Annotated in this window: 12 protein-coding genes; 5 read left to right on the forward strand and 7 right to left on the reverse strand. The window is 71.0% G+C overall.

Annotated elements, in window-relative coordinates; genetic code table 11:
- Positions 1-236 precede the first annotated feature (236 nt).
- Both KUM32_RS15820 and KUM32_RS15825 read left to right on the forward strand, forming a co-directional pair.
- Positions 237-779, forward strand: a complete 543-nt coding sequence (locus tag KUM32_RS15820; RefSeq protein ID WP_217142530.1) for a DoxX family protein — start codon at positions 237-239, stop codon at positions 777-779.
- Between the two features lie 55 nt (positions 780-834).
- Positions 835-1,176 (forward strand): MazG-like family protein, encoded by a 342-nt coding sequence (locus tag KUM32_RS15825; RefSeq protein WP_217142531.1) that lies wholly within the window; start codon positions 835-837, stop codon positions 1,174-1,176.
- A 455-nt stretch (positions 1,177-1,631) separates the two neighbouring features.
- On the opposite strand, the gene KUM32_RS15830 is transcribed toward KUM32_RS15825, so the two are convergent.
- A complete protein-coding gene (locus KUM32_RS15830; protein WP_217142532.1) occupies positions 1,632-2,363 on the reverse strand; it encodes a hypothetical protein in 732 nt (243 codons plus the stop codon).
- Positions 2,364-2,607: 244 nt separating this feature from the next.
- Here KUM32_RS15830 and KUM32_RS15835 point away from each other — a divergent pair, with 244 nt between their 5' ends.
- Positions 2,608-3,657 (forward strand): LLM class flavin-dependent oxidoreductase, encoded by a 1,050-nt coding sequence (locus KUM32_RS15835; protein WP_217142533.1) that lies wholly within the window; start codon positions 2,608-2,610, stop codon positions 3,655-3,657.
- 13 nt (positions 3,658-3,670) lie between these two features.
- Here the strand turns inward: KUM32_RS15835 and KUM32_RS15840 are convergent, their stop codons facing one another.
- The 5 genes from KUM32_RS15840 to KUM32_RS15860 form a co-directional block, all read right to left on the reverse strand.
- Complete coding sequence (locus KUM32_RS15840) at positions 3,671-5,986, reverse strand: UvrD-helicase domain-containing protein (protein WP_217142534.1); 2,316 nt, start codon at positions 5,984-5,986, stop codon at positions 3,671-3,673.
- The gene (locus KUM32_RS15845; protein WP_217142535.1) at positions 5,983-13,086 is read right to left on the reverse strand and encodes a DEAD/DEAH box helicase; all 7,104 of its coding nucleotides are present in this window, start codon (positions 13,084-13,086) and stop codon (positions 5,983-5,985) included. Before KUM32_RS15845 ends, KUM32_RS15840 begins: the two co-directional genes overlap by 4 nt.
- 193 nt (positions 13,087-13,279) lie before the next feature.
- A complete protein-coding gene (locus KUM32_RS15850) occupies positions 13,280-13,660 on the reverse strand; it encodes a hypothetical protein (protein ID WP_217142536.1) in 381 nt (126 codons plus the stop codon).
- Entirely contained in the window at positions 13,657-13,914 is a 258-nt protein-coding gene (locus tag KUM32_RS15855) for a hypothetical protein (protein WP_217142537.1), read from the reverse strand. The genes KUM32_RS15850 and KUM32_RS15855 overlap by 4 nt, the downstream gene beginning before the upstream one ends.
- 70 nt (positions 13,915-13,984) lie before the next feature.
- Entirely contained in the window at positions 13,985-14,497 is a 513-nt protein-coding gene (locus KUM32_RS15860; RefSeq protein WP_217142538.1) for an ATP-binding protein, read from the reverse strand.
- Positions 14,498-14,644: 147 nt separating this feature from the next.
- Between KUM32_RS15860 and KUM32_RS15865 the strand changes: the two genes are divergently transcribed.
- Both KUM32_RS15865 and KUM32_RS15870 read left to right on the forward strand, forming a co-directional pair.
- A complete protein-coding gene (locus KUM32_RS15865; protein ID WP_217142539.1) occupies positions 14,645-15,586 on the forward strand; it encodes a helix-turn-helix transcriptional regulator in 942 nt (313 codons plus the stop codon).
- A complete protein-coding gene (locus tag KUM32_RS15870) occupies positions 15,583-15,798 on the forward strand; it encodes a DUF397 domain-containing protein (RefSeq protein WP_217142540.1) in 216 nt (71 codons plus the stop codon). The genes KUM32_RS15865 and KUM32_RS15870 overlap by 4 nt, the downstream gene beginning before the upstream one ends.
- 72 nt (positions 15,799-15,870) lie before the next feature.
- Here KUM32_RS15870 and KUM32_RS15875 read toward each other — a convergent pair whose 3' ends face one another.
- On the reverse strand, positions 15,871-21,420 hold the full coding sequence (locus tag KUM32_RS15875; protein WP_217142541.1) for an Eco57I restriction-modification methylase domain-containing protein: 5,550 nt from the start codon (positions 21,418-21,420) through the stop codon (positions 15,871-15,873).
- Between the last annotated feature and the right edge of the window lie 41 nt (positions 21,421-21,461).

The raw sequence follows: 21,461 nt of genomic DNA on the forward strand, positions 1-21,461 counted from the left end.
CCCCAGTTCCACCCCCCAGCCCGCCCCGGGCCACCGGCCGGAGCCCGACCGGACCATCGGCCGGACCCCGCCCCGCCCCTGACCGGGCCACCGCCCCGGCCCACCACCGCTCCATCACCGCCCCACACCGCTTCACCACCCGAACGGCGTCCACGGCGGGCCCGCGCGGCGTCCTGGGTGGAACGTGGGGAGGTGAGCCGCTGTCGCGAGCCGCTGTCGTCCGCGAGGGAGTCGACGTGAACTGTTATGACCGGCGTGATCTGGGTCTGCTGCTGCTGCGACTCGGTACCGGCGGCGTCCTGGCCGCGCACGGCGCGCAGAAGCTGCTCGGCTGGTTCGGCGGCGGCGGGATCACGGGCACCGGCCAGGCCATGGAGGCCATGGGCTACGCGCCGGGCCGGGCCAGCGCCACCGCGGCGGGCCTCGCCGAGGCCGGCGGCGGCACGTTGCTGGCGCTGGGCCTGGCCACCCCGGCCGCGGGCGCTGCGGCGGCCGGCGCGATGGCCGGTGCCGCGGCGGTGCACGCCCCGAACGGCTTCTTCGCCCAGGCCGGCGGCTACGAGTACGCGGTCTCCCTCGGCCTGACGGCCGCGGGCCTCGCGGTCACCGGCCCTGGCCGCCTCTCCCTGGACCAGGTGCTGGGCCACGCGGTCAACCGGAACTGGATGGTCCCGGCCGCCTTCGCGGTGACGTCCGCGGCCACGGCGGTCGTCGTGGGCGCCCGCAACAGGCGGGTGCGCAGGGCGGCGGAGGGACAGCAGGACCCGCTGTTCGACTGACGTACCACTCCTCTGACGTACCGCTCCGCGCGCCGCCCGTGGCAGGCTGCGCGCCATGAGCGACGACTGCGGGGAAGTCCCCGAAGACCTCTGGACCACCATCGACGCCCTGTGGAAGTGGCTGGAGGCGGACCAGCCCGTCGGCGGCAGGGAGGGCCTGCTGCTGCGCATGCTGAAACTGTCCGAGGAGGTCGGCGAGGTCGCGGAGGCGGTGATCGGCGCGACCGGCCAGAACCCGCGCAAGGGCGTCACGCACACGTGGGACGACGTCGAGGCGGAGCTGTGCGACGTGGTGATCACGGCCATGGTGGCGCTGCGGACGCTGACGCCCGAGGCGCGGGAGGTGTTCGGGCGGCATCTGCGCCGGGTGGCGGGGCGGTCGCTGGAAAGGCCCTAGCCGGACACGCCCGCGCGGCCTGGAGCCCGGCCTGCCGGACGGCTCCGGGAGCACGTCCACCGGGACGTGGCGGGGCCCGGGAGTCGTATCCAGCTCCCGGGCCCCTGGGGATGCCACCCAATTGCGCACGCCGGCGGCGTTTAAGAGGACGGATCAGTCATCATGCCGTCGTGTTCTTCCTTTGAACTACCGCACCGTGCAAGAGGTGCAGGCGAGAGTCGAACTCGCATCCGACGGCGTTCGTCCGGCCTCGGTCGATCCGGCGATCGGCGGCGATGCTGAAGCTGGAGCGAGAGTCTGAGATTGACGGCCCGGGTGGTGTGCCCGCGCCTTCAGGCTGAACTTCAGTTTCAGCTTGCGCTCATCGCGCGGACCGGTCCTCAATCCGGCCCGCGCCTGTAGCGCACCCCCGCGCTCGCACGCGGGGGCGATCGTGGAGGCTACCCGTGCCGGCGTCAGCCGAACAGGTAGCCGAACACCGCGTCGCCGACCCGCTGGTCGGTGACCTCGGCACCATTGGCCTCCTCGCGGGCGAACTTCACGGCCTGCTGGAGCTTCTCGACCCGCTCCAGCAGCTCGTTCACCCGCCGCGCCGGAAGCGCCCCGGAGAACTTCACCGTCGTCCAGTACCCGATCGGCACGTCCTCGTAGTACACCTCGACCTGCGCCGGGTGCTTGTCGGTCGCCTCGGCCTTGACGTGGTTGCGCGGCACCTTCTTGGTACGGATCGTGCGGACCGGGTCGGTCTTCCACCAGTCCGTGGACGGGTCCTGGGACCACGACTCGGCGGCGTCGAGCGTGGGAAGCTTCTTGACGAAGGCGTGCAGGTCGGCGAGCTGCTTCTCCAGGAACAGCAGATAGCTGACCGGAACGTCGGCGACGATCGTCCGCCCGTCGACCGTGACGTCCGCGCGGGCCGTGCAGTTCGCCCAGTCCTTGGTGGCGGTCACGTCGAACAGCCGGGTCAGCGACGTACTCATCTCGCGCAGCACGTCCTCGGCCTGCACCTGCACCCGCGTGGACTCGGGCGGCAACTGCTCGCCCTCCTCGTCCTTCGGCTGGTACGTACGCGAGATGCCGGCCAGCAGCGCGGGCTTCTGCACCTTGGCGTGCGCGGCAGTGATGTCCTGGAGCGACTTGCTCTTGACACCCTTCTCGACAGCGATGATCTGGTTGAGCTTCGCCACTTCGGTCCCCCTTCGAACAGGCAGGAACATATCCCACCGGCTCGAACGCCCGCACGTCTTTAAAGCGCGCGTCAGCCCGCGCCGCAGGAGACGGCGGGACAGGTCCAGTCGCCGTCGGCCTGGAGGGTGGCACCCCGGTTGTCGCCCACACGGCCTCTGGACAGCGCGAGCGCCGGCTCACATCCTCGGGGAGGCAGAGCACAACGCACCCGCACGCCGTTCCCGGCACCGGAAGGTGGCGCTCGTGAAGTTCAGTTACGCCATGCTCCCCGACTACCCCCTGGCCGAGTCCCTGGAGTCGATCCGGCTCGCCGACGAGCTCGGCTTCCACGCCTGTTACGCCGCCGACGAGACCTGGCACAAGGACCTGTGGCTCCTGTTCGCCGCGGCGGCGGGCCGCACCAGCCGGATCCGCCTCGGCCCGAGCGTCTCCCCGGTGACGCTGCGCGAGCCGACCCTCATCGCGCAGGCCCTCGCCACACTCGACGAACTCTCCGGCGGCCGCGCCGAAGGCGTCCTGTCCAGCGGCAACTTCGGCCTGCTCGCGCAGTACCGCATCGACTGGGCCCGCACCAGGCCGCTCTCCCGGGTCAAGGAAGCCCTGCGCGTGATGCGCACGTTCCTCGACGAGGGCGCGATCACGTACGACGGCGAGTTCTTCTCGTACGACGGCCTGTTCACGTTCGCCCGGCCCGTGCAGGACCGGCTGCCGCTGAAGCTCGGTGCGATGCGGGGGCCGAAGTCCTTCGAGGCGGCGGGCGAGTTGTCCGACGGCTGTCACCACGCCCTCAGCTACACCCGCGAGGCCTACGATTACGCCGTGCACCACATCCGGGCGGGCGCGGAGCGCGCCGGCAAGGACTGGCGTTCCCTGGACATCGGGGCCTGGGTGGTCTTCGCGACCGGCCCCGACTCGGCGGTCGCCAAGGAGGCGGCGCGCAGCATGGTCGGCATCTACGCGTCCTCGATGCCGGAGGAACAACTGCGCCGCAACGGCGTGGACCCGGCCGACCTGAAGCCGGTCATCGACGCGATCGGCGCCGGCGACCTGGCCCGCGGCATCGAACTGACCAGCCCGGAGATCGCCGAACGCCTCTCCGTCGCGGGCACGCCCGAGGAGTGCCGGGAGAAGATCGAACGGGACATCGCCCCCAGCGGCGTGAACCACATGATCTGCGCGATCACCGACCGCGCTCTGGTGAAGGCCTTCACGGGCCGCGACCTCGCGGCTGCGGCAGACGTGGACACGCAGCTGCGGCTCATCGCCGAGCACATCATGCCGGCGTTCGAGTAAGGGGCAACGGTCGTCAGGCGGCGGATCTCGATGATCCGGACGGTGGACCGTCCTGCCTGAGCAGGTCTGTGGCTTGGTGGGCGGTCGTGTCCGCGTCGGGTGGCAGGAAGCGGCTGGCCCGACCGCTCCAGGTGATGACGAGCTCGTCGCGGGCGCGAGTGGCGGCCACGAACATGAGGGATCGGGCCCGCTGCTCCTCCTGGCGGTAACGGTCCGGGTTGGTGTCCCGATACAGCTCGATGCGCTGGTGGGGCACCTGGCCCTCACCGACGGACGTCAGGAAGACACGCTGGAACTCCAGTCCCTTGAAACGGTGCATGGTGCCGATGCGCACCGCGTCCTCGTCGGACGGCACCCCGCGTCGGCCGAGTTCCACGACAGGCAGTCCGAACTCTCTGAGGAGAACGTTGGCGAACTCCTGTGCCGCGGCTCCGTCCGGAACGCTCACGGCCATCGCCGAGTACGCCGTGCCGTGCAGATCGCGACGCTCCTTGATGAGGGTCGCCACCGCCCGCATCTCGGTCAGCCGGTCGGGCGCGCGCCAGAACTGTGGTGCCAGTCCGGTCAGCACGGAACGGTACCCGTCGAGGGAGTCGGTTCCCGTGTCGAGGTCGTCGAACGTGGCTCCCTCGATCAGCCGGTTGGCGCTGCCGAGGATCTGGCGAGTGGTGCGGTAGTTGAGGGTGAGGCGTCGGGACGCCCGGCCTCGGATCTCGATGCCCTGGTGGCCGAGGACGACCCGGCTGCCGTAGATGCGCTGGTGGGCGTCCCCGGCGAGGAAGATGTCGTTCGGGCCCCTGCGGACCATCGCGCGCAGCATGCGCCAGTGCGAGGCGGACAGGTCCTGCGCCTCGTCGACCACGATGTGCCGGTAGCGCGGCGTGAGCCACATGCCACTGCCCGCCTCCCGGTGGACGAGGTCGCGGCCCTGCTGTTCCTTCTCCTTGTAACGGGCCTGCTCCTCGATACGGGTCATACGGCGCTGTTCGAGCTCCGCCGCCCGGTCAGCGATGAGGGCGTAGGTGGTCCGGCGCGGTGTGCCGTCCAGCTGGGCCCGGTACGCCTCGACGAGCTGCCACACGTCGTGGCGCTGGGCGGTGCTGATGCGCGGGCGTCCCGAGCGGCCCACGCGGCGGTAGGCGTCCCAGGTGCCGCACCGGTTCGCGAGGACGACGTGCTTGAACTCGGCGTCCAGGAAGTCGGCGTCGTAGTCCAGCAGATCGGTCTCGAAGCGCACGGTGTGCCACAGCTCCATCGCCGCGTCGTCATCAAGTGGCCGGCCGACCTCGCTGCGGGACTCCTCGACGATCGCGAGGGCGAGGGCGTCGACGGACCGGACGTCGACCCGGCGCAGCAGTTCGTCGCCGCCCAGCTGCCGCAGGCGCTCGGTGAGTTCCAGGGCGAGGTTGGTGTTGTACGTGGTGAGGAGTACAGGGCGAGAGTGGCCGGGCGGCAGGCGGTCGACGAGATGGCGTACTCGGTGCAGCGCGACGACCGTCTTTCCGGTGCCGGGTCCTCCAGTCACCTTCGCCGAGCCCTTGAAGTCTCCCGTGGCCAGCCGTTGCTGCTCGGGATGGAGGAAGAGCCGCCAGGCGTCGAAGCTGCGGCCCAGCGCGCCGAGTACGGCGTCGTCGTCGGTCTCCGCCCGGGAGACCGCTCGTCGCGCCGCCCGTGCCCAGTCGCGGGGGTCGACCTCCTCGTCGGCGCGCCACGTGTCCGTGATGTGCCGCCGTACGTCCTCAGCGGGTACGCCCTCGCGCAGAGCCAGGAGGACGTCACGGGTGAGTTCCGGGAGGTTGTGGGTGAGAAGCCTCCGGAATTGCTCGTCCGAGGTGATCTCGCGGAGGGAAGGAAGCAGGGACCGGACGACACCGAGGTCGAGGAGGGTCTGGTCGTCGTACGAGGCGAAGAGGGGGGCGGCCCGGCCGCGCAGGGAGACCACGGTGGCGTCGGCCTCGGTCTGGTCGACGACCTCGACGGCGCCCGAGACGGGGTTGATCTCGACGGTGAGGCGGGCCAGCTCCTCGCGCGCCCGCGTTCCGTCACGGACCGCGAGGACGCTCATCTCGTCTCCTCCGTCCGTCACCAGGACGAGAACCATGCAGCGGGGGTCGGGCTGGGCCAGACACAGGTCCGCGTCGATTCCCGCTTTGCGGAGTGGGGACAGACGCAGGGCCCGGTTGGTGCGGTCGGCGCGCAGCCGGCGGACGAAGTCCGCCACCGCGTCGGCCACGGCCCCGTCCCGGCGCTCCAGGTCACCGTGCGCCTGAGGCTCCACCCGTACCCGGGTCCTGACCCGGTTTCCCGGCCGCCCCGCCCCGTAGTTCATCGCACGACCCCCTCCTCGCCCAGCAGGCGGGCGAGCTCGTCCACGTCCCACTGTTCCGGCGCGCGCACCTGCCAGCCGGCCGAAGCGCACTGCGCCATGTACTCCGTGTCCTCGGCGTCCTCGGCCAGGACGACTCCGATCCTAGGGCCGGGCCAGGCGAGTTCGACCGTACGCGTCACGCCGTCGACGTCCCAGGTGGCCCTGGCCGCCGGGACGTCGCCGCGAGCGGCGAGGCGGGCGGCGAGTCCGGCGACGTCCGGGTCGCCCCACTTCGAGAGTTCACCGAGGGTCAGTTCCCAGGCGGTGCGCTCCACGGGAGTCATGTCGGCCTCCGGGGCCGGAGTGTCCGGGCCGCCGACGGGGGCGTCCCCGGTCCGTCGCGGCTCGTCCTGTGGACGGTCCTCGTCGTCCTCGGCGAGCACGAGCCCGGTTCCTTGGACGTCGTCCCGCAGTGCGGGGAGCAATCCCTCCGCCGGGCCGGCCGTGGCGGCGAGCAGGGCGGCGTCGAAGGTGTCGAGCGTGGTGCGGGCGAGGGCGAGCCCGTCGGCCCGGCCGCCTCCCGTGGGGTCGAGGAACTGGATGATGTTGCCCCAGCACAGCCACGCCTTCCAGCGGCGCCGGTGGTCGTCCCGGTCGCCTTGGACCGCCTCTAGCCGGTCGTCGAGCACGGCGAGGGCACTCCACCGGAGCGCCTTGCCGTCGGCGCGCCGGGCACCCGCGACGACGAGTGGCAGCCCGGATCCGTCCTGGAACGTCAGAAGCTTGAGCCCCTGCCCCGAAGCCGCCGGTGTGGGCTCGCCGCGCACGGCGGCGTTGATCCAGTCGACGGCGGACGCGGGATCCGCGTCGACGAGTTCCCTCCTGCGCAGGGCGGCGGGCGCGCTGACGGCGAGCTGGGCGAGCTGCTGCCAACGGTTCAGGCGTGGGTCGCGCAGGAAGCCGAGGAGTGAGGGGATGGCTCCCTCGAACAGCAGCGTGTCCACTTCCGAGGGATCCTGCCTGGCCTTCCGCCACTGCTCGCGGACCAGGGCGCCGGGGCCCGCGCCGGACGTGACGTCGTACGGGGGCCAGGCGGCGTCGGCGGCGCGGCCCGCGACGACGGCGTCGAGCGGGTCGGCCGGGGCGTCGGGGTCCCGCTCCGGCTCGTCCTTGAGCCTCCGGTCCCAGGCCGCGACGTCGTCCCAGGTGATCTGCCAGACGAGTATCCCGTCGGCGCGCAGCCGGGCGCGCTTGGCCGCGTCGGCGGCGATGCGGTTGGTGCGGGAGGACGCGTGCCAGCGATAACCGTCCAGATAGACGGCGATCGGCAGGGGGGGCGCCCCGTCACTGGACGTGTCACCGGCGACCGGGCGGAACAACAGGTCAGGCCTGGTGCGGTAGCCGTGCAGGTCCTTCTGCGCGACGACTTCCCAGTGGACGGGCGTGCCGTCGGGCCGGGTGAGGGTGAACTGCTTGCCGTTGCGCCCGGTGGGTGTCGAGGCGTGGTCGGCGGCGGTCGCGTTGCCCGGGGTCTGGAGCCAGCGATCGAGGCATTCGATGAAGCGACGTTCCAGGTCGCTCTCCGCCTGGTCGACGAAGCGGAGTTCGGCGTCGACCGCGTCCTTGCGCACGTCCCAGCCGCTGCTTCCGTCAGCGCCCAGGAGGCCGTCGAGCATCCACAGGGCTTCCTGCCGGTCGAGGTGCTGGTAGTCCCGTTCCGGGGCGTAGCCGAGCAGGCAGCGGTGGCAGGCCCGGCGCGGGGTCCCCTCGCAGGGACAGTCCCGCAGTTCCTTCTGGGCGGCGGCGAGTACGGCCCTGAACTCCTCGCCCTCGCGGTCGACGAGCCGTTGCAGGTAGCCGGTGCCGCCGGGCAGCGCGTCGTAGAGGACGAGGTAGTTGCGGGTGAGGTCGGTGTCGCGGTCGGGCTCGGTGGCGGCGGCGGACCGGATGTGGGCGGGGTCGCCGCCGTAGCGTTTGGCGAGGCCCAGGTGGAGGGCGGCGGAGAAGGAGGCGAGGCGTTCGGGGACGTTCAGGGTGGCGGCGGGCAGCAGGATGCGCAGGGCCTCGGTCCGGTGTTCGGTGGCCGTGATGACCTGTACGTCCTCCGGCTTCGCCTGCTTGTCACGGCGCCGGGTGGGGCACCACGGCCGGTGGTGGGCCAGTTCGGCACGGCCGAGCAGGGACTGGCTGAGGGTGTCCTGGGCGGGTCCGTGACCGGGCTCGCGGTCGGTGGCGCCGCCGCAGCGCGGGCACACGGTGAATCCGGTGATGGCGACCTCGGCGCCGGCGAAGTTGGTGTCGTTGCGCCTGCCGTGGCGGCTCTTGCCGAGGTTGAAGCGGCGGATGACCGCCTCGCGGACGTGGTCCACACCGAAGGTGGTCTTCTGGTGCCGCCAGGTCTGCTTGATGTCGGCCGGGTCGATGTCGACCGCGGTGACGGTCGTGTACGGCGTCCGGGTGCGGTTGTCGTGGTCGTCGACGATCCGCGCGTCGTCCCGTTTGTCGTGCGCGGTGACCTTGCGGGGGACGACGACCCGGTGCAGGGCGCCTCGCCCGCCGATGCCCGCGCCGCCACAGCGGGGGCAGGGCGAGGTGTCTTGCTCGGCGTGCTCACCGGTGCGGACGTGGCCGCACTCCTTGCACACCCGCCAGGTCCGCAGCCCCGCGGGCATGCCGTCGGCGGCGTCCTGCGGGGTGGGGCCGAGGTCGAGTCCGTCGACGACGTGCCGGTAGCCGCGTACGTAGTAGGCGTTGCCGGGGGCGAGTTCGGTGAGGGCGGCCTCGGCGGGCCGGTCGTAGGAGCGCGGCTCGTTGCTCCACCGCGTCTTGGGCCGCTTGTCCTTGCCCTTGGCGTCCTCGGCGTTCTCCTCGCCCGACGAGCGTGTCCTGCGCACCGTTTCCTTGTAGGTGAGCTGGGCCTCCAGGCGCACGCCGTTCTCGACGAGGCTGTAGTTGGGCAGCAGGCCGTGTTCGACGAGGAAGCCCTGTGCGTCGGCCTGGCCCATCGTCTGGAGGAGCGCGGAGACACCGGCCGCCTCACGCATCAGGTTGCGCTTCTCGCGTGCCTCGTCGTCCACGGCCTCCTGGAGCGCGTCGGCCGCGTCGTAAATGAGGGCGCGGCGCCTGAGGAGTTCGGCGCGTTCGGCGTCCCAGGCCCGCTTGGCGCGCTCCAGGTCGTCGGCCAGCTTGTGCTCGGCGTAGCGCCGCAGGGTCTTGCGGGCGTCGCGGGACACACCGGAACCCGGGACACCGTCGATCTCCGGGAACAGGCCCAGGAACTCGTCCGCGAGGTCGGTCCGGCCCGCCGCCGCCTTGTGGAACTGCGTCAGCCAGCCGGTGCGGCCCACGAGCTGGGTCACCCGCTCCGGCAGGGGCGGCACGCCGTCAAGGGTGCCACGGGCCGCCCGGTCGATCAGGTAGGCGGTGTACTGCCGGCACAGCAGCTCACCGGCCGAGAGGAAGCATCCGGGGGGCAGGATGGGGCCGGCGATGAGGTTCTCGGGTTCGGCCAGGTGGTAGAGCGCCCTGGGGCTGGTGTCGGCGAGGGTGACCATGAACGCGTTTCCGGTGGCGCGGCCCGCGCGGCCGACGCGCTGGACGTAGCCGGCCGTGGACGGCGGGAGGGAGGCCAGGACGACCGCCTCCAGCTGACCGATGTCGATGCCGAGTTCGAGGGTGGGGGTGCACGACAGGACGTTGGGGTCGGTGTGCTGGAGTCCGAGCCGGAACCCCTTCTCCACCGCTTCGCGTTCCTTGCGTGTGAGGACGCCGGTGTGCTCGGCCGCCACGACGCTGTAGGGGTCCGCTTCCCGGTACAGGCGCCGGTAGTAGTCGGAGCGGTAGTCGCGCGCCGCGCGTCCGCCCGCCTCTCGGGAAGGCCGGGCGAGGGATCCCTCGCAGCGCTTGAGCGGGCAGCGGGTGCCCTGCCAGACCGCGGCCCGTTCCGGCGGCACCGTCTGGGTCCAGCCGCACTTGGGGCAGGTGAGTGCGGCCTGTGCGGTCTGGTCGTCGTCGAGCGGCCGGACCCTGATGTGGCCGGGAGTCAGCCCGTACACACCGTGGTTCTGCTGCTTGTCGGCCGGGGTGGTGCGGCGGCGGGCGAGTGCGCCGATCCGTTCACCCGCCAGCTCGGCGAACAGGTCCGCCAGGTACCCTCCCGCCGTCTCCCGGTCCAGGCCGAGGCAGCGCTGCGTGAAGTCGACGTACCAGCTGTCGCGGGTGTCCACGCGTTCGAAGTCGGTACGCCCGGTGCGGGCACCGACGAGGACGAAGGCCGGTACCTCCGAGTCGTACCCGAACGACGGCATGCCGGGGGCACGACCGGTGGACACGTAGTGCCGGCTACGGCCCTCCCCGTCTATGTACTGGTCCAGCCAGCTGTGGTGGATGCCGCCGATCTGACGGACGTGTTCCAGGAGGCCGCGCACATACCCCTCGAAGTGGCGCAGGCGTTCCGGACTACCCTCCTCCGGGACGACGGGCTCGGGGCTCGCCGCCCCGTCGGCACGGCCTCCCTCGTCCTGTTCCTGGGGCACGGCCGCCATCGGCAGCAGCTTCTCCAGGTGGACCCGGAAGAGGGACTCCGCGGCCTTGGCCGCGGCGTCCGGATCGGGCAGGTGGACCTCGGCGGCGACCGTGCGGGTGAGTTCGAGGGTGCGGCCCAGGCGGGAGCGCAGGCCGAACTCCAGCAGGGTGTTGAGGGCGAGGCGCTCGCCGACCAGCTCCCAGGTGGACTTGGGAATGCCTTTCTTGCCTGCGAGCAGCCGCTTGACCGGGTCCACGTCGTGCAGGTCCGGTGGTACGACGGAGGCGAGGAGCCGCTGTCCGGGGACCGCGGCCCGACTGACCATGGAGGCGATCAGCTCGTTGAGCGGGACGCCGTCGGCGGCGAACTCCGGACTGGTGCGGACGTGTTCCGTCAGCTGCTCGTGCAGGAGGGAACGCAGCGAGAACTTCCAGGAACGGCTGGCGACGAAGCCGGCGCGGTGGGCGGCGTCCTGCACCGAGTCGTTGAAGATCAGGGTCTTGCGCCGGTCGCGCTTGTGCTCGTCCTCGCTCGGCAGCTCACCGCCGGTGAACAGCTGAGTGACGACGACGGAGGCGAGCGGGGCGACGCCGGCACCGAGGTAGCGGATGCCCTGGGTCTGGCCGCAGGCCGGGCAGCGGTCCTGCTTGGCGTAGTCGGCCTGTTCCTGGTTGTCGAACCAGGTCCACACGTACACGCCGTTCTCGGGCGCCGGGGCGACGCGGTCACCGTCGTCGAGCAGGACCTCGTCCGGGTCGAGTCGGCGCAGTGCCTTGCCGTTGTCCTCCAGGACCAGCAGGGTCGCGTCGTGCGCGGCGCCGCGCCGGGCGTGTCGGGCGGCACGGCGGGCCCGGGTGGCCCTGGCCTGCTCGGCGGCCTCGGCCGGAGTGGCGGCGATCATCGCCCGCACCCGGCCCTTGGCGGCTCCACCGGTCACACTGGCGCGGTAGATCTCGTCCGGCGCGTGGACGAGGTTCTGCGGGTTGCGGTCGGGGCAGATCGCCGCCCAGCCGGAGCGTCCGCAGTGCCGGCAGTAGGCGGCGGGCAGGCGTCCTGAACGCTGGACGTGCCGTCGCCGCTCGGTCTGCGCGGCGACGGCCAGGGCCTGCCGTTCCGCGTCCGGACCGGATCGTGCGGCAGGACCGGTTCCCGTGCCGGTTCCGGTGAGTGTGGCCTGGTCGTCGTCGGGCCAGGAGAACACCGGCTGCGGTGCCACGAAACGCAGAACCCGCGAGAGCGACCGCATCCACAGGTGGGCCTCCACCAGCAGCAGCGGCCGCTCCTTGCCGACGGGCGCCTCGGGATCGCGGGCGACCGAGATCAGGGCCGCGAAACGGGCGAGCGCGACAGCGGCCCGCTCCGGGTCCTGGACGGCCGCCGCCCGCCACGCCGACGCGGCGGGGGATGCCCCCAGCACGGCGGGGAACGCCGCCAGCACGGCGGCGGAGGTGAGCGGCCCGTCCCCGGCGGAGAGCACCGCGTGGGTGAAGGGGTGGGCGAGCAGTCGCCGCCCCAACTCTCTCGGGTCGGTCGCGTCGCACCCCAGGACCGCACGGGCGACCGCGTCCATGCCGCCGGGCGTCCGCGCGGGATCGGGCAGCTCGGACAGCTCGGCGGGTGACGGCAGGGGCAGCGAGTGGTCGACGGCGGACAGGAACTCCTCGGCGTCCCGGCGGTCCTCACCCACCACCGCGGTGGCCGGGAACCGGGTCCCGAAGACCTGCGAGGCCACGTGCAGCATGCCCTCCGGCCCACCCGTCCCGCCGCCGGAGCCGAGGGTCGCGGAGGTGGCCACCGGGCAGACGGACCCCAGCGGCCGGCCCTCCTCCGAGGCTCCGGCGACGGCGGCGAGCCGCCGCAGCAGCATCGCCACGTCGGTGCCCTGCGCGCCGTCGTACGTGTGGAACTCGTCGATCACCACGTACGCCAGGTCGGCGTCCCGCCACAGGGGAGCGTCCTGCTGCCGCTGCAGAAGCAGGTCCAGCATCTTGTAGTTCGTGATCAGGACGTCCGGCGGATTGCGGCGGATCTCCGCGCGGTCGATCATGACCCGCTTGTACGGCGCGGTGCCGCGCGAGGACGCCTCACCGATGTACAGCCCGGCCGTCACCTCCCGCAGCCGGGGATCCTCCAGCAGGTCGCCGAGACGGTCGGCCTGGTCGCCGGCGAGCGCGTTCATCGGGTACAGCAGGATCGCCTTGATACCCGGCTTCCCGGCGTCCTTTGCCCGGCGGCAGTGGTCGAGTACGGGAATGAGGAAGGACTCCGTCTTTCCCGAACCGGTGCCCGTGGTGACCAGGGTGGGCTCGGGCCGGTGCCCGTCCTTGCTGGTCAGCCGTGCGAACGCCTCCGCCTGGTGGGCGTACGGCGGTGGGAAGTCCGCCGGGTACCAGTCCACATGGCGCTCCCAGCCCTTGGCCGCCGGCCGGAAGGGACGCCTGATCCGCAGGTACGGCCCCCGGAAGAGGCCGTCGGCCGGGTCGGTGAGGAAGTCCTCCAGCGACTCCTGGGTGTCGGGTTCGGCCAGCGCGAACGTCGTCGTCAGGTACTCGACCGTGGTCTCGCGCAGAGTCTGCGCGGCGAGTGTGGGTCTCATGACGCTCTGCCGCCCCCGTATGCCGTGATCCGTCCCGCGAACCGACCGCACCGATCTGCACGGGACGGCGGACCAGGGCGATCGGAATCGATCACGTTCTACTCTACGGGTGAGGTACGACAGCCCTGCCCGGGTGCGGGAAAGTCAGCCCGGCGGCAGGGCATTCAGGCAGGTGCGGGGCGGTCGGGCGCGATCAGGGGCCGAGGTCGATGACGCGTACGGGCTGCCCCCGCCAGGCCTCGGCGTCGGTGGTGGCCACCACCGCGCCGTTCGGCCGCTCGGCCGTCGGCTCGGCCGCGTGGCGGGTGTGGGCGGGGCCCCAGGAGTGCTCACGGGCCACGGCGAGGGCGGCGGACAGGTCCAGTTCGAGGACGGTGACACCGGGGAGCGCGGCGAGGTGCTCGGCCGTGCCCGGCCGCACGCGGTCGGCCTCGACGAGGGCACAGACCGGGGCGTAGAGGAACCATCCGGCCTCCGCGTGCGCCCGGTGGATCAGCCGGGAAGCGAGCACGTTGCCCTTGCCTGCCGCGATCATCGCCGTGCCGTCCAGGACGATGTGCAGGGGCTCGGTCACCTGATGCCCGCCTCACTCATCCGCCGGTCGAGCTCGGCGTCGAGCGCAGCCTGCTCGCCCGCGCTCGGGTCGTAGCCGTTCCACTCGCGCAGAACGGCACGGGCCTGGGCGGCACGCTCGGCACGCTCCTCCGGGGTGAGCAGCGTCTCGGCGAGATGGGAGAGGTAGCCCCGCAGGGACATGCCCTCCGACGACGCTATCCGGGCGAGCCTGTCACGGGCTTCGGCGGGGATACGGACGTTGGCGTCGGACACGGTGCCTCCTCGTCGGGGGCCATCAGGATACGGGTACGGGTACGTACCCGTCCATCCGTGCCCTGCACGGTCACTGAACCATCGCCGGTCCGGAGTGGGCCACGTACTCCGCCCAGACCGTCTTGCCCGGGCCGTCGGACCGTGGATGCCAGCCCCATCGGGTGGCGAGCGTCGCGACGAGGAGGAGCCCACGGCCCGTCTCGTTGACATCGGGGGCCTGGCCGGCGGCCACCGCCTCCGGTCGTGGCGGGACGCGCTCTCCGCGCGTGTCGGTGACCTCGACGCGGGCCGTCGCGGCGCGGGCGTCGGCGGTCATGTGGAGGCGGAGGTGGAAGTCCCGGCCGGGCACGTGGCCGTGCAGCACGGCGTTCGCGGTCAGCTCGGCCACGATCAGCACGATCGCGTCGTGGGCGTCGGTTCCGTACGGGACGCCCCAGACGTCGAGGCGCTGGGCTGCCAGCCGACGGGCGAGGCGGGCTCCGCGCGGAGTGGAGGTGAAGCGCATCTCGAAGGGGGGAGCCATGTGCGGCGCGAGGGGCGCGAGTTGAGTGGCGCTGGTGAGGTCGGCGGGATTACTCGTCATGCCGATCACGGTGCCGTTGGTGGCGTAGCGTGACCAGTGGTGACGCACCGACGCGGACCGGCTGTACGCGCGGTGCCTCTACGGGTACGAAGCGCGCGGCGTGACGGCGTTCCCTGCGGGGGCGTTGAGCCGAGGAAGCGGTGGTCGATGACGGAGAGTGCCGAAGCGGACGCGGGTGCGGGTGCCCTCGCGGGCGGCGGGGACGGCGGTGGTGCGGTCGTGAGTCTCGGGGACGGGTGGGAGAGCGACGACGGGGGTGGCGGCGGGAGTGGCCGGCGTCCGGAGGACGGTGCGGCGAAGGGCGTGGTCGCCGCGTTCGGGCAGACCATGAAGAAGCTGCGGCTGCGGGAAGGGCTGGACCGGGGGGAGTTCGGGAACCGGATCGGGTACTCGGCGGCAACCGTCGCGTCGTTCGAGCAGGGACGGAGGATTCCGTCACCGAGGACCATCGAGCGGGCGGACGAGGTGTTGGGGGCGGGCGGGTTGCTGTGCCTGTGGAAGGAGGAGGTGGAGCGGGCTCAGTATCCGGTGTTCTTTCAGGGGATGGCGGCGCTGGAGAAGGAGGCCATCGAGCTGGTCTCGTACGACACGATCCTGGTCAAGGGATTGCTTCAGACCGAGGAGTACATGCGGGCACTCCTCGGCATGAGACGTCCCCTCCTGGACGACGGAACGATCGAACAGCGGGTGGCGTCGCGGTTGGCTCGACGAGCCATCTTCGACCGCAGCCCAGCCCCGTTCCTATGCTTCGTGCTCGACGAGTCGATCCTGCATCGTCCGTACGGAGGGAAGGCAGTGCTACGCGGGCAGTTGGAGCATCTGCTGTTGATCGGCCAGCAGCGCAACGTACAGATCCAGATCATGCCGATCGACCGAGAAGATAACGCGGGCGTGAACGGTCCGTTTACCGTCGTCACGCGCAAGGACGGCAAGACGTTCGTGTACGCGGAAGCGCAAGGAATCGGCTCTCTGCAGACCGACCCAGAACTGGCGACCCTCGCCGCTGCGCGCTGTGGGATCATCCGATCTCAGGCTCTCAGTCCGCGAGAGTCGCTGAGCTTCATCGAAGGGGTGCTGGGATCGCTATGAACAACGCTGAGTCCTCGTCCGTCGCCTCCGGCCTCGCTTGGTTCAAGAGCAGCTACAGCGGAACCGAGGGTGGCGATTGTGTAGAGGTCGCGGCCGGTACGGCAGTTGTGCACGTTCGGGACTCCAAGGCCGTCAGCGGGCCCATCGTCACGGTGTCGCCCGATGCGTGGGTCGGGTTCGTCGGGCTGGCCTCGGCGAGTCGGAACGTCTGACACACGTAGGCCCGCGAGAGCCCTGCTGCTCGCCATGGGGCGGCAGGGCTCTCACTCGGGTGAGGTGCCAGGTCAGCCCATCCGGCGCTTGAACTCAGCATGGGCGGCGCGCATCTCGGCCTTTCGGTCGGCCCGGTACAGGGGGCCGGTGTAGCCGTCCGGGACCGCGTACTCCTCCGGGAAGCCCTCCGGCTTGCTCAGCTGCTTCCATGCCTTCTTGGGCTGCCCGTACCCGTACTGCTGGTGCGCCTTGGCGATCCGGCGCCCCGTGACGTCGAACCACATGTTCTCCTCGTACTGCTGGAGTACGGGGAACCTGGCGTCGTACATGGCCACCAACTCGTCGGCGCTGATGCCGAGCCAGACAGCGACGAGAGCGTCGATCTCGACGAGGGCCGCACGGCGCGTGAACTCCGTGCGGAGGGGGGTGTCCCGGGTCCAAGTGGCGGCCACTCCCCCGGCAAGCGGAGGCGTGCCGTCGGGCCAGACTGCCGAGGCGGCCCAGGTGTCCTGCTGCCAGGCCGGGTCGTATAGATCCTCCCAGAGGGGGGCGTAGGCGTTGGTCTGGCAGTTGAGACGGAGGGTGCGGAGGAGAAGGGCCTGTTCAAGCGGATGGTCTGCTGTCGGCGCTGGCATGACCTCGGCCTCGCCCTTTTGAAGGTCTGAGCGGCCCGTGGCACGCAGGAAGTAGTCCAGCGGCAACGAAGCCCAGAAGCCTGCAGTCAGCGCGGTCTTCCGTGTCGTTGGCAGCACAGCACTGTGCACCATGTGCACGTGAGCCGGACCAGGTGGGACCAGAGCGGCGTACAGCGACCGCTCGGTATCCGAAGCGATCTGCCTTCGCCACGCAAGACGGAAGAAACGGGAGTACGGGCGGGCAGACCAATCGCGGAGCGTCTCCTCCTGCTCGCTCTCATCATCGGTCAACATCTGGAGAGCGTCCAACACTCGTCCGTCGTCCCGCAGCATGTTGAACAGTTCCCAGTCAGTCCAGGTGCGCCGGGCGGTTGCGTTGTAGTAATCGATAGCTGAACACGTTGCGGCGCGTCGGTAGTTCGTGCGCGGTACCTCGTCCACCGACAGGTTCAAGTGATCCCAAGGCTCCACTTGCAGCGAGCTCCGCGCTCCCTCAATCGGCCGTTTGAAGAACGCAGTTCCTACTCCGATGAACGGCCCTTGCAAGATGACGTCGTTCCAAGAACTCGCCGGACCGGAAACCCAAGTGAAGTAGCCCGCAGTGCGGTCGTTCTTCTCATCAAACCCACGGCTGATACGCGGTCCCCACGCCGCAAGCCGGTGCGGCCACTTCGCCAGTGCCCGGATGGCCGACTCCTCCGCCCGCGTGACCGGGTACAAGAGCTTGGCCTGCCCGACGGGCGGCGGGTTCTCCCCTCCAGCCAGCGCGCGCCACTCCCGAAGCCGCTCCTCGTTGACCGTGACGATCCTGTCGCGATGCGGGCGCAGGTCCCATTTACCCCCTTCCTTCACCCCCGGAACTGGTCCCTCACCATCGTGCCGCAAGGACCTAGTGAGCACGCTGGGATGGAGCAGCCAGCTCATGTGTTGAAAGTGGACATCCTGATCACAGCCATACACATTGACGCTGAAGTGGCTACTGTGACCCACAGGTTTGGCGAACAAGTAGAGCTGGTTCACGAAGTCTGCATGCAACCGCAAGTGCCGATAGGCCGCCTTACGCAGCGCCCCTTCCTTCGCCCCCGTCAGATGCGTGGACGGATGAATCAGCCCGGCCGTCCCCCGTTCGCCGATGGCCCTCCAACCCAGCAACATGAACGCCCGGTACAGATCCGGCTGCGTCCCGACCAGCTCGGGATAGGTGTCGACCGAGGCCAGGAAACCGGACACCGCCGCATGGTCCGCCAGTTCGCCCAGGAATGTCGGCCGAACCCCGGGCCAACCCATCACCTCGGCCTTGCGCTCGTCCCAGGCCTCGTTGCTCGGCTTGTCGGCGAGCTCGAACCACGGCTCGAACTCGGCGAGTACGCCGCTCTCCTTCCACTCCTGCTTGACCCACGGCGGATTCCCCACCATCAGGTCGAAGCCACCCTCGGCAAATACATGCGCGAAGTCCAGCTCCCAGTGGAAGAACCCCCGCTCCCCGGCGATCCGCTGCACCGTCTCGTACCAGGGGAACGTGTAGCCGAGATCCGCCGGCTTGGACCACGCCGTGGCCTCGGTCATCTTCTGGTCGAGTTCGCGCTCCTTGGCGTCGAGCTCGTCCAGACTCCTGACGCCCTCGAAGGACAGCAGCGAGGTCTGCTGCCCCTCGCCCGTGTCCACGTCCACCCGCCCGACGACGGCCTCGGCGAACTCGAGCCAGTCCTTGAGGGACTTCAGAGCCACCCTGCGCCTGGGGTCGCCCTTCTTCAACAGCGTGCGGTCCTCGCCGTCCGGCCGGTACTCGAACTCGTCCGAGCCGTCGAGCAACCCGATCTCCTCCAGCGGCCAGAACCACAGCGCGCACCAGGCGTCCATGAGCTGCTTGAGCCGCCAGTAGGGCGTGCCCTTGCGGTGCAGGGCCTCCAGGACCGCGTCCCGGTCCATCGGCCCCGTACTCCCGGCGGCCTGCCCGTCCCGGGGGATCGCGGCGCCCCACACGTCGACGTGCCGGGAGATCTCCCGTTCGGACAGCGTCAGCCGCATGACGACGAGGTCCCACAGGTACTCCACGCGGCGGGCGAGCCGGATCAGCCGCCCGGTCTCGGTCGCCTCCCCGGGCTCCCGGTCCTCGTCCTCGGCCACCGGGGCGGATCCCCGAACCGACGCACTCCCGCCACCAGCAGTCGCGGCCGGAGCCGCCGCACCGCCCGGCAGGCCCAGCGACGGCTGCTCCCAGATCTCCAGCCCGAGGTCGAACGCCCCCTGCCCCAGCCCGGCGTCGTCCGTCTCCACCGCCAGCTGCTCCGCCGTCGGCGCGGCCTTCGGCTTCGGCGGCGTCCGCTTCGTCTCCCCCTTGGGCTTGCGCCGCATCGCGGAGCGCCACTTGCGCATCGCCTCGACCAGCTCGGGCTCCAGCCAGTCGACGACGTCGCCGTCGACCACGGCCTTCACGGTCTCCTCCGCCGTGCCCTTCTTCAGGGTGCGCAGGCCGACCTTCTCACCGATCGAGCCCCAGCCCATCGCGGGCAACAGGAACTGGTGCACCTCGCGCCCCTTGAGCCGCTCGTCCAGCGGGACGTGCCGGGGCTTCTGCGGAGCCTTCGTCGTCAGCCAGCCGCCGTCGCGCAGGCTGTTGCCGGGATACACCTTGCGGGAGGCTCCGACGAGCGAGTTGCCCCGGTGCAGGTGGAGGCCGTACCAGGGGGCCTTCATGCCCCGGTACATGGTGTTCAGCCACAACGAGATCTCCGCCAGCTCGACGGCCGTCTCGTTCAGGTCCACGCCGTACGCGTTGTGCAGGGCGATGTACGCCTTCACCTTCTGCAGCTCGCGCTGGTACTCCTCGGGGTCGATCTCCACGCCCCGCTCGCGCTGGGCGAGCCGCAGGTACAGCTCGGCGAGCTGGTTGACGGCCTCGTTGAGGAACGCGCCGGAGCCGAGGGCCGGTTCGCACACGCGCCAGCGCAGCACGTCCGCCGCGTTGACCCAGGCCGCCTCGGGCTCCTTCGGGTCGACCTCGCCCTTCTCGTTCAGGCGGAAGCGCAGGGTCTGCTCGACTGTGGCCTGGGTGAGGGACTCCGGCGTGTAGTAGGACGCGCTGGTCTGGCGGTCTCGGCCGGCCAGGCGGTACACGTAGGTGCCGACCTTGCGCGGGACAGGTACGCGCTCGTTGGTCTGGGGGTTGATCTCCGTGGCGACGAACACGCTGTCGTCCGGGCCGTCCGGGTAGCGGCCCGAGCGCACCTGGCTCGCCTTGATCAGCCAGGAGCCGCCGCTCGGGTCACCGCCCTTGGCGACCTCGTACAGCGGCTCGTCGGCAATGAAGCCGGTGTAGGACATCAGGCCCTCGTACACCGCGCCGAGGTGGTTGATGCTGAGGTTGGCGTACGAGATGAAGCCGCCGCGTCCGCCGCGTCCGCGGCCCTCCACGACGGTCAGGTTGCGCAGCACCTGGTGCAGGACCTTGTTGCGCAGGCGCAGGTCCAGGCGGCGGGCACCTTCGCGGACCGTGCCGTCGGGCGCGATGTCGTCCGGGTGCGTGATCTCCTGGTCGACAAGCTTTATCGATGTCGGGTCGAAGAGGCGGGATTTCAGGGCCTCGATGCGTACACCCTCGTAGCCGTCGTCCTCGGACAGGTCGGGCAGCTCAGGCGTCTCCGCGTCCGGGGCGGTGTCGCTCGCTCGCGCTCCCGCCGCCTCGCGTGAGGTGATCGTGTCCGCCACGGGGTGGCCGGTGAACACCTTCTCGAAGAGCAGGGCCAGGGAGTCGTGGAAGTGGTAGCGGTCGCGGGAGGTACTGGACAGCTTCTCCTGGACGGCCAGTTCGCGCAGGCGGGCCACGCTGTAGCCGTGGACGTACTCCTCGCTCTTCATCGGGAGGATGTCCAGCTCGGGCCGGGCCTCGGCGTAGAGGAGGAAGAGGATGCGGTAGAGGTAGCGCAGGGACTCCTTGGTGAGCAGGCCCGGGAGCGCGCCGCGCTCGGCGAGCGGACCCGGCAGCCACTCGGGGAGGTCCTCGTGGTCGGCGCCCTGCTGCTTCGCCCGTTCGAGGACCTCGTTGGCGATCAGTTGGACCGATGCCTTCAGGCCCTCGCGCAGGTCGCTGGTGACGCCCACGGAGTGGTCGCGGGACTCGGCGACCAGGCGGGCGATGTCGTCGTCCCCGCCGTCCTGGGCCGGGCGCAGGGACTGCGCGCCGAAGAGAGCGGCGATCACTTCCAGTTCCCCCGCGCTCGCGCCCTTGACTCCCTTGCGGGGCAGCGCGACCTCGAGGCTGACCGTGAGGTGACGGCCCCTCGCGAAGCTCTCGCGATCGGCGAGGACGAGGACCCCGCCGAACAGCAGCAGGGCGTAGCGGGGCGCGCCGTCGGCGGCGAGCAGCCAGGCGGCGAGGTCGGTGACCGTGGTGAGGGTCTTTCCGGAGGTCACGCGGACCGGCGCGGGCAGCCGGTTGGCCGGGCCGTCACCGCGGGTGTCGGCGATGTCGGCGGCGAACCCGCCGGCCAGGACGGCGACGCCGGGCTCGCTGTGGGCGACGGGCACCGCGACGGGACCAGCGGCACCGTGGACGGTGAGGTGTCCGGGGCAGGGGGTGAAGCCCAGGGCCTGCAGGACCCGCGTGTGCCAGGCGTGCAGACCGGCTCGCCACTCCTCCTCCGGGCTGTCGCCGGACACGCGTGGCGCGGACGCCGGCTGGAAGGCGGGGGGCTGCTCGTCGGTGCCGGTGCGGTCCTTCAGTGCCTCGGCCGCCGCCTGCTGGGCGGCCACGGCGACCGCGTCCGGCAGGACGTTGTACTTCTCCGCCTCGCCGCCGACGCGGAGCCGCACGTCGAGGTAGGGGCCGGTGAGGTCGCGCAGTCCCTGCCGGGGTGTGGGCCGGCCCTGGCGCTCCTCGGCCGCCCACTCCTTCAGGCGGCCCGTCTTCAATTGCTTGGGCAGGATCTCGTCCAGAAAGAAGGACGGGAAGTACTCACCCTCGTTGATCAGAGCGTCGAACTTCACGCTTGCTGCTCCTGCCGGATCGCTTCGGTGACGTCATGCAC

This window comes from Streptomyces sp. AC627_RSS907, from assembly GCF_019049165.1.

Coding starts and splice junctions, on each gene's coding strand:
- KUM32_RS15870 (WP_217142540.1), top strand. CDS start 15,583: ATGAACAACGCTGAGTCCTCGTCCGTCGCCTCCGGCCTCGCTTGGTTC.
- KUM32_RS15860 (WP_217142538.1), bottom strand. CDS start 14,497: ATGACGAGTAATCCCGCCGACCTCACCAGCGCCACTCAACTCGCGCCC.
- KUM32_RS15825 (WP_217142531.1), top strand. CDS start 835: ATGAGCGACGACTGCGGGGAAGTCCCCGAAGACCTCTGGACCACCATC.
- KUM32_RS15845 (WP_217142535.1), bottom strand. CDS start 13,086: ATGAGACCCACACTCGCCGCGCAGACTCTGCGCGAGACCACGGTCGAG.
- KUM32_RS15840 (WP_217142534.1), bottom strand. CDS start 5,986: ATGAACTACGGGGCGGGGCGGCCGGGAAACCGGGTCAGGACCCGGGTA.
- KUM32_RS15865 (WP_217142539.1), top strand. CDS start 14,645: ATGACGGAGAGTGCCGAAGCGGACGCGGGTGCGGGTGCCCTCGCGGGC.